Here is a 12,367-nt window from a genome sequence, read left to right on the forward strand (position 1 = left end):
ATCTTTTCTTGCGCGCGGCTGACACTCCAGAGGAGAAATGCTGCTTTCGTGGGCGCGCAAAAGCAGAAACCGGGTTAGTCCTTAGACCCGGCCGAATGCTTACTTGATGAGGGCCAGCACATCGCGGAATTGCGGATGCTCGGCAGTGCGCATCCATTCGAAGGCCACCATCTCGGTGGTCACCAGTTCGGCGCCGGCGGTGGCCAGGCGATCGAAGCCGGCATCGCGGTTGCGCTCGGTGCGGGAACTGCAGGCGTCGGTCACGACCCAGACGTCGAACTCGTCCTCCAGCAGGCCCAGGGCGGTCTGCATCAGGCAGACATGTGCCTCGCAGCCGGCGATCACGATGGTGTTGCGCTCGGCCGGCTTGTCGATGTTCTTCTGCAGGTGGCGCGGCAGGCTGCGTGCATTGCCCGAAACCGGCCGTGCCGGCGGACGCAGTGCGTCGGACAGGCCATCCTCGCAGGCATTGAAGTACATCTTGGACAGGGTCTTGTCGCACAGCTCGCGCACCTCGGGCGCATTCGGGCCCAGGCGCGAGGGGTTCTCTTCGGTGCCCCAGACGGGGACTTGCAGCATGCGGGCGATCTTGCCGAGGCGGACGGCGTTGCGCACCACCATGTCGCCTTCGTGGATGAAAGGCATGAGGCGTTCCTGGTAATCGACCAGGACGAGCTGGGATTCTTCGACGTTGAGCAGCATGGGCGTGTCCTTCTGTTCTGGTTCATTCGGGGTATCCATGGGATTATGGGCTGCTTTTCCCCTGCCCGTCCCGATGCGGCCTAGCGGATATCCCCTACGCACTTTGAGCGCAGGCATATATCACAAATCCTGACAAGGGATTGACGAAAAAGGGTACTGTCAGGCTTGTTTCAGGAAAAAATGGTCTTTTGATACAAAAAAGCGGGTAAAAGTCGGTTATCTCTGTGTATCCGTGTCGGATTTCACCTACATGTCCGATAAACTACGCTCCCATGAAGAAATTGCCTGTCCTCCTGTTCGTGGGTCTGTTCGCTTCCGTGGCCCATGCTTCCCCCTCCGATGAACTTGACAGCTTCCTCCAGGAACGCAGGATCAGCTCCCAGATCCAGAACGTAGGACAGAACGTACGCAATACCGCGTCCGACCTGGTCAGCACGGCCATGGGCTTCATCGGTGTGCCGTACCGATATGGCGGCACCTCGGCCGAATCCGGCTTCGACTGCAGCGGCTTTGTTCGCGCCACCTATGAAAAGACGCTGGGTCAGGTGCTGCCCCGTCGTGCTGCCGATCAGGCCGCGGCCACCCAGAGCATCTCCCGCTCCGAGCTGCGTCCGGGTGACCTGGTGTTCTTCAATACCATGCGTCGCGCCTTCAGCCATGTGGGCATCTACGTGGGCGACGGCAAGTTCATCCACGCGCCCCGCTCCGGCGCCCGCGTACGCGTGGAAAGCATGGATGGCAGCTATTGGTCTTCCCGCTTCAACGGCGCCCGTCGCGTTCCGGGCAGCGAAGGCGTGGCCGGCACCATCACCACGAAGACGGCATTCGATATTGCCTCGCAGATGGGCAACTGATCGCCCGGCGGCTTCACAGTTTCTTCACACGAAAGCGACCCTGGTGGTCGCTTTCCTGTTTCTGGAGCGGCAGGACATGAAAAACGCCGGCAGCCCTGGGGCGACCGGCGTTTCTTCTGTCAGGTCTTTCCGTACTTACTTGCGCCTCTGCGGCGGCAAGTCGGTACAGCTGCCATGCGCGGCTTCCGCTGCCATGCCGATGCTTTCGCCCAGCGTGGGATGCGGATGGATGGTCTTGCCAATGTCGACCGCATCGGCCCCCATCTCGATCGCCAGTGCGATTTCGCCTATCATGTCGCCCGCATGCGTGCCGACGATACCGCCACCGACGATGCGGTGCGTTTCCTCGTCGAACAGCAGCTTGGTGAAGCCTTCGTCGCGGCCATTGGCGATAGCGCGGCCGGAGGCCGACCACGGGAACAGGCCCTTGCTGACCTTGATGCCCTGTGCCTTGGCCTGCTCCTCGGTGAGGCCGACCCAGGCCACTTCGGGATCGGTGTAGGCCACGCTGGGAATCACGCGGGCATCGAAGGCGGCGGCTGCCAGATCCTTGTCACCCTTGAGTTCCCCTGCAATGACTTCGGCTGCCACATGGGCTTCATGCACCGCCTTGTGCGCCAGCATGGGCTGGCCGACGATGTCGCCGATGGCGAAGATATGCGGCACGTTGGTGCGCATCTGCACGTCGACCGAGATGAAGCCGCGGTCGCTGACGGACACGCCCGCCTTGTCGGCAGCGATCTTCTTGCCGTTGGGACTGCGGCCCACGGCCTGCAGCACCAAATCGTAGGTTTGCGGAGCCGGAGCCTGGCCGCCCTCTTCCGCTGGTGCAAACGTCACCTCGATGCCCGCTTCGGTCGCCTTGGCAGCCACCGTCCTGGTCTTGAGCATGATGTTGTCGAAACGGTGGGCGTTCATCTTCTGCCAGACCTTGACCAGATCGCGGTCGGCGCCCTGCATCAGGCCGTCCAGCATCTCGACCACGTCCAGACGCGCGCCCAGCGTGCTGTACACCGTACCCATTTCCAGGCCGATGATGCCGCCGCCGAGGATCAGCATGCGCTTGGGCACTTCCTTGAGCGCCAGCGCACCGGTGCTGTCGACCACGCGCGGATCTTCGGGCATGAAGGGCAGGCGCACGGCCTGGCTGCCAGCGGCAATGATGCACTTCTGGAAGCCGATGGTGGTGATCTTGCCCGTCTTTTCCTGGCTGGTGCCGGTGGTTTCCTCGACCTGCACATGGTTGGGGCTGACGAAGGCGCCGTAGCCGCGTACCACGGTGACCTTGCGCATCTTGGCCATGGCGGCGAGGCCGCCAGTGAGCTTGCCGATGACTTTTTCCTTGTGGCCACGCAGCTTGTCGATGTTGACGACCGGTTTGCCGAATTCCACGCCGAGGTCGGCCATGTGGCTGACTTCGTCCATGACGGCTGCCACGTGCAGCAGTGCCTTGGACGGGATGCAGCCCACGTTCAGGCAGACGCCGCCCAGGGTGGCATAGCGCTCGACAAGCACCACATTCAGGCCCAGATCGGCGGCGCGGAAAGCGGCGCTGTAGCCACCGGGGCCGCCGCCCAGCACCAGCACGTCGCATTGCTGGTCGACCTGGCCGGTGTAGCTGGAAGCTGCGGGCGCTGGCGCAGATGCGTCTGGCGTGGACGCGGCAGCAGAGCCGGCGGCCCCGCCTGCCTGGGCAGGGACGGCACTGGCCGTGGCTGCCGCTGTCTGTCCAGCCGCCGGAGCAGCGGCCGCACCCTGCTCCTGCACCTCCAGCGTCAGCAGCACGGAGCCTTCGCTGACCTTGTCGCCCAGTTGCACCGCCAGTGACTTGACCACGCCGGCATGGCTGGACGGGATTTCCATCGAGGCCTTGTCGCTTTCGACAGTGACCAGGCTCTGCTCCACCTTGATGGTGTCGCCGGGCTTGACCAACACCTCGATCACGGCCACTTCGGCGAAATCGCCGATATCGGGAACCTTGACTTGCACTTCGCTCATCTTCAGCTCCTTAGAGTGCCACGCGGCGGAAATCAGCCAGCAGCTGCGCCAGGTAGACGTTGAAACGGGTAGCCAGTGCACCGTCGATGACGCGATGGTCGGCCGTGAGCGAGAGCGGCAGCGTCAGGCGCGGCACGAACTGCTTGCCGTCCCACACCGGTTTCATGGCGCTCTTGTTGACGCCCAGAATCGCCACCTCGGGAGCATTGACGATGGGCGCAAAGTAGGTGCCTCCAATGCCGCCCAGGCTGGAGATAGTGAAGCAGGCACCCTGCATGTCGGCCGGGCCCAGCTTGCCGTCGCGCGCCTTCTTCGCCAGTTCGCCGGATTCCTGGGCAATCTCGAACACAGACTTCCGGTCGGCGTTCTTGATGACCGGTACCACCAGACCATTCGGGGTATCGGCGGCAAAGGCGATGTTGAAGTACTTCTTCAGCACCAGGTTGTCGCCATCCAGCGAGCTGTTGAACTCGGGGAACTTCTGCAGCGCCTTGACGCAGGCCTTGATCAGGAAGGCGAGCATGGTGACCTTGATGCCGGCCTTCTCGTTCTCTTTGTTGAGCTGGACGCGGAAGGCTTCCAGTTCGGTGATATCGGCATCCTCGTGGTAAGTAACCGCGGGGATCATCACCCAGTTGCGCGACAGGTTCTGTGCGGAAATCTTCTTGATGCGCGACAGCGGCTGCGTTTCGATTTCGCCGAACTTGGCGAAATCGACCTTGGGCCAGGGCAGCAGGTTGAGTTCGCCGCCACCGGTCACGCCGCCGCCGGCCGGAGCCTTGGCCGCCTGCGCCTGCGTCTGCAGCGCACCGGACATGACGGCCTTGGTGAAGGACTGGACGTCTTCCTGCGTGATGCGGCCCTTGGGACCAGTGCCCTTGACCTCGGCAATCGGCACGCCCAGCAGGCGCGCGAACTTGCGTACGGAGGGCGATGCATGTGGCAGCTTGCCGCTTGCGGGTGCTGCAGCAGGGTTATGTGCTGCGGCCGGGGCGGCTGCCTTGGGGGCTGCGTCCTGCGTTGCTGTCTGCACCGAGGGCGCTGCTGCCTGTGCAGGAGCGGCTGCGGCTTGCATCGGGGCTGCAGCACTCTCTGAATGTGCAGCGGCCGGAGCCGGCGCGGATGCGCCAGCGGCAGCCCCCAGAATCACGATCAGGTCGCCCTGGTTGATCTTGTCGCCCAGGTTGACCTTGACTTCCTTGACGGTACCAGCGTGGCTGGACGGGATCTCCATCGATGCCTTGTCGCTCTCCACGGTGAGCAGGCTCTGCTCGACCTTGACGGTATCGCCGGGCTTGACGAACAGCTCAATGACGGCGACATCCTTGAAATCACCAATATCGGGCACGCGCACTTCGACGCTGCCGCCCGGGGCGGCATGCGCCTGCTGTTGCAGCACGCCGGCGCCGGCCGTGTCGGCGGCGCGTGCTGCGGCAGATGCTTCGCTCGCCCCCGGAACCACTTCGCTGCCCCCCACCGGCGGCTCGGCATTGGCCGGGGAAGGCGCGGCCGCCCCCTGCCCTGCGTCTGCATCGGAGGCTTCCAGCAGCAGCACCACGGAGCCTTCGCGCACCTTGTCGCCCAGGCTGACCTTGACTTCCTTCACCACACCAGCATGGCTGGAGGGAATTTCCATGGAGGCCTTGTCGCTCTCCACCGTGATCAGGCTCTGCTCCACCTTGACGGTGTCACCGGCCTTGACCAGCACCTCGATCACTGCCACATCGGAAAAATCACCGATATCCGGCACCTTGACTTCGATCGTTGCCATAGTCTGTCTCCTTTCGCGCCGGATCAGGCGTACAGCGGGTTGATCTTGTCGGCGTCGATGCCGTATTTGGCGATGGCTTCTGCCACCTTGGCCACCGGCAGCTTGCCCTCGTCGGCCAGCGAGCGGAGCGCGGCCAGCACGATGTAGTGGCGGTCGATCTCGAAGTGCTCGCGCAGGCGGTAGCGGAAATCGCTGCGGCCGAAGCCGTCTGTGCCCAGCACGCGGTAGCTGCGACCGGCCGGGATGAACGGACGGATCTGCTCGGCGTAGGCCTTGATGTAGTCGGTGGAGGCAATCACCGGGCCGGTGCTGCCTTCCAGTTGCTGCTGCACAAAGGACTTGCGCGGCGTCTCCAGCGGGTGCAGCAGGTTCCAGCGCTCGGCGTCTTGGCCGTCGCGACCCAGCTCGTTGAAGCTCGGGCAGCTCCAGACGTCTGCGGCAATGCCCCAGTCCTGCGCCAGCAGGGCCTGCGCTGCGATGCTCTCGCGCAGAATGGAGCCGGAGCCCAGCAGCTGCACGCGCTGCTGCACGCCTTCGGCGCCGGGCTTGCACAGGTACATGCCCTTGATGATCTGCTCTTCCGTACCGGGCGTCAGGCCAGGCATGGCGTAGTTCTCGTTCAGCAGCGTGAGGTAGAAGAACACGTTGTCCTGCTTCTCGACCATGCGCTTGAGGCCGTGGTGCAGGATGATGGCCACTTCATGCGCGAAGGTCGGGTCGTAAGTGACGCAGTTCGGGATGGTGCCGGCCAGGATGTGGCTGTGGCCGTCCTCGTGCTGCAGGCCTTCGCCGTTGAGCGTGGTACGGCCGGAGGTGCCACCCAGCAGGAAACCGCGCGCCTGCATGTCGCCAGCCGCCCAGGCCAGATCGCCCACGCGCTGGAAGCCGAACATGGAGTAATAGACGTAGAACGGGATCATGATCCGGTTCGACGTGGAGTAGCTGGTGGCAGCGGCAATCCAGCTGGACATGCCGCCGGCTTCGTTGATGCCTTCCTGCAGGATCTGGCCGTCGGTCTGCTCCTTGTAGTACATCACCTGGTCGCGGTCGACCGGGGTGTAGTTCTGGCCAGCGGGGTTGTAGATGCCGATCTGGCGGAACAGGCCTTCCATGCCGAAGGTACGGGCCTCGTCCACCAGGATGGGCACCACGCGCGGGCCCAGGGCCTGGTCGCGCAGCAGCTGCGTCAGGAAGCGCACATAGGCCTGCGTGGTGCTGATCTCACGGCCTTCGGCAGTGGGCTCGAGCACGGCCTTGAAGGTTTCCAGCGAAGGCACGGTGAAGCTCTCGTCGCTCTTCGCGCGGCGGTGCGGCAGATAGCCCCCCAGTTCCTTGCGGCGGGCGTGCAGGTACTGCATCTCGGGCGTGTCATCCGCCGGCTTGTAATACGGAATGCTGGGCAGCTCGCTGTCCGGGATCGGGATGTTGAAGCGGTCGCGGATGTAGCGGATATCGTCATCGCTCAGCTTCTTGGTCTGGTGCACGGTGTTCTTGCCTTCACCGGCCTTGCCCATGCCGAAGCCCTTGATGGTCTTGACCAGCAGCACGGTGGGCTGGCCCTTGTGCTCGTTGGCAGCATGGAACGCGGCATAGACCTTCTGCGGATCATGGCCACCACGGCGCAGTTCCCAGATCTCGTCGTCGCTCATGTGCTCGACCAGCTTGGCCGTTTCGGGGTAGCGGCCGAAGAAGTGCTTGCGCACGTAGGCGCCGTCGTTGGCCTTGAAGGACTGGTAGTCGCCGTCCAGCACCTCCATCATCAGCTGGCGCAGCTTGCCGTCCTTGTCGCGGGCCAGCAGCGGATCCCAGTTGCTGCCCCACAGCAGCTTGATCACGTTCCAGCCGGAACCACGGAATTCGCCTTCCAGTTCCTGCACGATCTTGCCGTTGCCGCGCACCGGACCGTCCAGGCGCTGCAGGTTGCAGTTGATCACGAAAATCAGGTTGTCCAGCTTCTCGCGCGAGGCCAGGCTGATGGCGCCCAGGCTTTCCACCTCGTCCATCTCGCCGTCGCCCAGAAACACCCAGACCTTGCGGTTTTCGGTATTGGCAATGCCGCGGGCGTGCAGGTACTTCAGGAAGCGCGCCTGGTAGATGGCCATCAGCGGGCCCAGACCCATGGACACCGTGGGGAACTGCCAGAAGTCGGGCATCAGCTTGGGGTGCGGGTAGCTGGACAGGCCCTTGCCGCCGACTTCCTGACGGAAGTTGTCGAGTTGCTCTTCGGTCAGACGGCCTTCCAGGTAGGCGCGGGCATAGATGCCGGGCGCGCTGTGACCCTGGATGTAGAGGCAGTCGCCGCCGTGGTTTTCGCTTTCGGCGTGCCAGAAGTGGTTGAAGCCGGCCCCCAGCATGCTGGCCAGCGAGGCGAAGGAGCCGATGTGGCCACCCAGATCGCCGCCGTCAGCGGGGTTGAGGCGGTTGGCGCGCACCACCATGGCCATGGCGTTCCAGCGCATGAAGGAACGCAGGCGCTTTTCGATGGTGACGTTGCCGGGGTTGCGGGCTTCCTGCTCGGGCTCCAGCGTGTTGACATAGGCCGTATGGGCGGAAAACGGCATGTCCATGCTGTGCTGGCGGGCCGTTTCCAGCAGGTGCTCCAGCAGGAAATGGGCGCGTTCCCTGCCCTCGTTGGCGATCACCGCAGCCAGGGCGTCTACCCATTCCCGGGTTTCTTCCCTGTCGGTATCCGGAATGATGTGACCGTCCACCGGCATCTGTGCGTCTGGCATGGTTGTCTCCTGTGTTTGTGGTTCTCAAGGGATTGTGCATAAATGCACAGGCAGTATCTCACAAGGAAACCCCTATTTCAAAATATGATGATTGTTTTTATATTATAAAAATATGACCAATCGATCACATTCTGTAAGGCCCATACAAAGCTGGGCTGGCATGATGGGCGGCTGAGTTCTCTTCAAACCGTCGTCGCACAAGGTCAATCATCGTTTTCATGGGCAACAGCACCAGATCCCGGCGGGGCAAGCCCCTGACTTCGCTGCAGTGGTGGCGCGACCTTCCCGCGCACCGGCAGGACCGTTTCATGGGCCTGTTTCCGGTGCTGGCGGTGCTGCTGTTCGTGATGGCGGTGGTGGCCGCCATCAGCTATCTGCGCATGGAAGAGATGCAGGCCGAGCAGCAATCGGTGCAACGCGATGGCGAGCATTCGCGCCAGCGCGTCAACTTGCGCCTGTCCGAGCGCCAGGAGCAATTGCAGAAGTTCGGGCGCGAACTGGATCCCGCCCGGGTTTCAACCGGGATGTTCACCCAGCAGGTAAGCCGTATGGCGCTCGACAACCCCGAGGTGCTGGACATGACCTGGCTGGACGCCGACGGCAACACGCGCGCCTCGCGGGAAATGCATGATTCCGGGGCCTACACCCTGGCCCGTCCGGGCGCCACCCTGCCTCTGCCCCAGGAGCGCAGCCTGCTCGAGGCCGTGCGCGAAGCACGGCAGGCGCGCTATGTGCTCATCACACGCCACGAAGGCGAGGACGCATTCCTCGCTTTCATGCTGCCACTGGGGCAGCGCGACGCACCGAATGGCTATCTGTACGCGCGCTACAACCTGTCATCGCTGCTGTATTACGCCATCCCTTCGGACGTGTTCGCCCAGTACGCCGTCTCGCTGATGGATGCGCACAAGCGCGTGGTAGCCGGCCAGAACGTCGATCCCGATGAAAAAGTGGCCTGGTGGCAGCTCTGGTCTTCCATGCACAACAGCGTGTACAACGCCCCGCTGGCAACAGTGGATAACGTGCTGACCCTGCATTTGCGCGCCTACCGTGCCAGCAGCAGCATGACCAACCGCGGCCTGTTCCTGCTGGTGCTGGCCCTGAGTGCACTCACTGCCTGGATGCTGATCGCCAACTGGCGTCACCTGCGCCGTCGCCAGCGTTCGCAGCAGGAACTGCTGTCCGAAACCAGCTTTCGCCGCGCCATGGAAAACTCGCTGGTCATCGGCATGCGCGCACTGGATCTGGACGGACGCATCAGCTACGTGAACGCGGCCTTCTGCCAGATGACCGGCTGGAGCGCGGAAGAACTGATCGGGCAGCGCCCGCCCTACTCCTTCTGGCATGAGGATGACCATACACGCCACCACCGCATCCTGAGCAAGACCCTGCAGGACCAGATCCCGCAGGGCGGCTACATCATGCGTGTGCAGCGCAAGAACGGCACCACCTTCGAGGCGCGCATCTACATGTCGCCGCTGATCGGCGTGGATGGCCGGCAGACGGGCTGGATGTCGTCCATGACGGACATCACCGAACCGAACCGCATCAAACGCCAGCTCACGAACGCCTACGAACGCTTCACCCGCGTGCTGGATGCGCTGGACGTGAGCATTTCCGTTGCGCCGCTCGGCAGCAACGAACTGCTGTTTGCCAACCAGGCCTACCGCCATTGGTTCAGCGACGACAACGCGGCAGGCCACATGCGCATGCTGACCAAGGCTGGCAGCCCCGGTGGCGACGCGACCGGCACCCCCCGCAGCGGCGAAGACCCGCTCGCCGGACTGCCGACCGCCGCGCTGCACGATGCCAGCAACAACACGGAAATCTACCTGTCGCAGCTCGACAAGTGGATCGAGGTGCGTTCGCGCTATCTGGAATGGGTGGACGGCCGGCTGGCACAGCTGGTGGTCGCCACCGACATCACCGCTCGCCGCCAGGCCGAGGAGCAAAGTGCCCAGCACGAGGCGCGCGCCCAGGCCGCGAGCCGTCTGGTCACCATGGGGGAAATGGCCTCCAGCGTGGCGCACGAGCTCAACCAGCCGCTCACCGCCATCAACAACTACTGCAACGGCATGATCAGCCGCCTGCGCAACGGACAGATCGACCAGGAGGCACTGCTGGGCGCACTGGACAAGACCTCGCGCCAGGCCCAGCGCGCCGGACAGATCATCCAGCGCATCCGCACCTTCGTGAAGCGCAGCACACCCAACTATTCGGATGCCGACGTCGAGACCATGGTGGTCGAGGCCGTGGAACTGGCCGAAATCGAGATGCGCCGCCGCAATGTGCGCCTGCAGTACAGCGTGGAGCGCGGCCTGCCCATCCTGCGCGTGGACAAAATCCTGGTGGAACAGGTGCTGATCAACCTGCTCAAGAACGCTGCCGAGGCCATCGACCAGGCAGGCATGCTGGCCGACCGCCGCCACGTACGCCTGGAGGTTTGCAGCACCGTGCGCGAAGACCGCCCGGTGGTGGAATTCAGCATCCAGGACCAGGGCACCGGCTTGTCGCAGGAAACGCTGGACCACCTGTTCGAGGCGTTCTACACCACCAAGGCCGAGGGCATGGGCATCGGCCTGAACCTGTGCCGCAGCATTGTTGAATCGCACCAGGGCCGATTGATGGCCGAGAACATCTACAATGACAATATGGTGACTGGGTGCCGATTCACTTTCTGGCTGCCCATCCCCACCACCCCTGTTCCCAGCGACTCACAGACGATCACATCATGAGCTTGATTCCAGAAAAAGGCACCATTTACGTCGTGGATGATGACGAGGCCGTACGCGACTCGCTGCAGTGGCTGCTTGAGGGCAAGGGCTACCGCGTGCGCTGCTTCGACTCCGCCGAGACCTTTCTCAGCCGCTACGACCCGCGCGAGGTCGCCTGCATGTTCGTGGATATCCGCATGGATGGCATGAGCGGCCTGGATCTGCAGGATCGCCTGATCGAGCGCAAATCGCCGCTGCCCATCGTGTTCATCACTGGCCATGGCGACGTGCCCATGGCGGTCGAGACCATGAAAAAAGGCGCGCTCGACTTCATTCAGAAGCCTTTCCGCGAGGAAGACCTGGAAGCCCTGGTCGAGAAGATGCTGGATCGTGCGCGCGCCGCATTTGCCGAACACCAGCAGGCCAGCACACGCGAATCGCTGCTGGGCAAGCTCACCAACCGCGAAGCCCAGGTGCTGGAGCGCATCGTGGCCGGCCGCCTGAACAAGCAGATTGCCGATGACCTGAACATCAGCATCAAGACGGTGGAGGCGCACCGCGCCAATATCATGGAAAAACTAAACGCCAATACGGTGGCCGACCTGCTCAAGGTGGCACTGGGTTCCAACGCCCCCAAGTCCTGAGCACGCCCCACCCTGCACCAGCATTCCCGCCCGAGCGGGAATGTTTTTTTGATCAATCCATTTTTCCAGGATCTCCCATGACAGCCCAACTCATCAACGGTAACGAACTCTCCCGGAAACTGCGCGGCGAAGTGGCCGAGCGCGCCGCTGCGCTCAAGGCCAGGGGCATCACGCCCGGCTTGGCCGTGGTGCTGGTGGGCGACAATCCGGCCAGCCAGGTCTACGTGCGCAACAAGGTCAAGGCCTGCGAAGACAACGGCCTGCACTCCGTGCTCGAAAAATACGACGCCTCAATGACCGAAGCCGAGCTGCTGGCCCGCGTGGACGCCCTGAACAACGACCCGTCCATCCACGGCATTCTGGTGCAACTGCCGCTGCCTGCACACATCGATGCCCAGAAAGTGATCGAGGCCATCAGCCCGGCCAAGGACGTGGACGGCTTCCATATCGCCAGCGCAGGCGCCCTGATGACCGGCATGCCCGGCTTCTGGCCCTGCACGCCCTACGGCTGCATGAAGATGCTGGAAAGCATCGGCTACGACCTGAAAGGCAAGCACGCCGTGGTGATCGGCCGCAGCAACATCGTGGGCAAGCCGATGGCACTGATGCTGCTGGCCAAGGATGCCACCGTCACCATCTGCCACAGCCGCACCGCCGACCTGAAGGCGCAGACCCTGCAGGCCGATGTGATCGTCGCCGCCGTGGGCAAGCGCAACGTGCTGACGGCCGACATGGTCAAGCCCGGTGCCGTGGTGCTGGACGTGGGCATGAACCGCAACGACGAAGGCAAGCTCTGCGGCGACGTCGACTTTGAGGGCGTGAAGGACGTGGCCGGCTACATCACGCCGGTGCCGGGCGGAGTCGGCCCGATGACCATCACCATGCTGCTGGTCAACACCATCGAGGCGGCCGAGCGCGAGGCGGCTGCGCGCTGAATCAGCGCTCATGAACG

Annotated in this window: 8 protein-coding genes; 4 read left to right on the top strand and 4 right to left on the bottom strand. The window is 63.4% G+C overall.

Annotation, left to right across the window (positions count from 1 at the left end):
* Positions 1 to 99: 99 nt before the first annotated feature.
* Positions 100 to 702, bottom strand: coding sequence for an isochorismatase family protein (locus KKQ75_RS04745; RefSeq protein ID WP_213362678.1), 603 nt, complete (start codon positions 700 to 702; stop codon positions 100 to 102).
* Positions 703 to 974: 272 nt separating this feature from the next.
* Between KKQ75_RS04745 and KKQ75_RS04750 the strand changes: the two genes are divergently transcribed.
* Complete coding sequence (locus KKQ75_RS04750; RefSeq protein WP_213360695.1) at positions 975 to 1,556, top strand: C40 family peptidase; 582 nt, start codon at positions 975 to 977, stop codon at positions 1,554 to 1,556.
* A gap of 135 nt (positions 1,557 to 1,691) precedes the next feature.
* Here the strand turns inward: KKQ75_RS04750 and lpdA are convergent, their stop codons facing one another.
* The 3 genes from lpdA to aceE are packed head-to-tail and all read right to left on the bottom strand — an operon-like array spanning position 1,692 to position 8,057.
* Positions 1,692 to 3,554, bottom strand: coding sequence for a dihydrolipoyl dehydrogenase (lpdA, locus tag KKQ75_RS04755; RefSeq protein ID WP_213360696.1), 1,863 nt, complete (start codon positions 3,552 to 3,554; stop codon positions 1,692 to 1,694).
* A 10-nt stretch (positions 3,555 to 3,564) separates the two neighbouring features.
* Positions 3,565 to 5,325 carry a dihydrolipoyllysine-residue acetyltransferase gene (gene aceF / locus KKQ75_RS04760; RefSeq protein ID WP_213360697.1) on the bottom strand — a complete coding sequence of 587 codons (1,761 nt, stop codon included), beginning with the start codon at positions 5,323 to 5,325 and terminating at the stop codon, positions 3,565 to 3,567.
* Positions 5,326 to 5,348: 23 nt separating this feature from the next.
* Positions 5,349 to 8,057: a pyruvate dehydrogenase (acetyl-transferring), homodimeric type gene (gene aceE / locus KKQ75_RS04765; RefSeq protein ID WP_371686277.1), complete on the bottom strand. Its 2,709-nt coding sequence runs from the start codon at positions 8,055 to 8,057 to the stop codon at positions 5,349 to 5,351.
* A gap of 218 nt (positions 8,058 to 8,275) precedes the next feature.
* Here aceE and KKQ75_RS04770 point away from each other — a divergent pair, with 218 nt between their 5' ends.
* From KKQ75_RS04770 to folD, 3 genes are all read left to right on the top strand, one after another.
* Positions 8,276 to 10,792, top strand: coding sequence for a PAS domain-containing sensor histidine kinase (locus tag KKQ75_RS04770; protein WP_213360698.1), 2,517 nt, complete (start codon positions 8,276 to 8,278; stop codon positions 10,790 to 10,792).
* The gene (locus KKQ75_RS04775) at positions 10,789 to 11,415 is read left to right on the top strand and encodes a response regulator transcription factor (protein ID WP_213360700.1); all 627 of its coding nucleotides are present in this window, start codon (positions 10,789 to 10,791) and stop codon (positions 11,413 to 11,415) included. Before KKQ75_RS04770 ends, KKQ75_RS04775 begins: the two co-directional genes overlap by 4 nt.
* Positions 11,416 to 11,492: 77 nt before the next feature.
* Positions 11,493 to 12,350: a bifunctional methylenetetrahydrofolate dehydrogenase/methenyltetrahydrofolate cyclohydrolase FolD gene (folD, locus tag KKQ75_RS04780; RefSeq protein ID WP_213360701.1), complete on the top strand. Its 858-nt coding sequence runs from the start codon at positions 11,493 to 11,495 to the stop codon at positions 12,348 to 12,350.
* Positions 12,351 to 12,367 lie beyond the last annotated feature (17 nt).

It is taken from the genome of Brachymonas denitrificans (genome assembly GCF_907163135.1).
Lineage (GTDB): Bacteria > Pseudomonadota > Gammaproteobacteria > Burkholderiales > Burkholderiaceae_C > Brachymonas > Brachymonas denitrificans_A.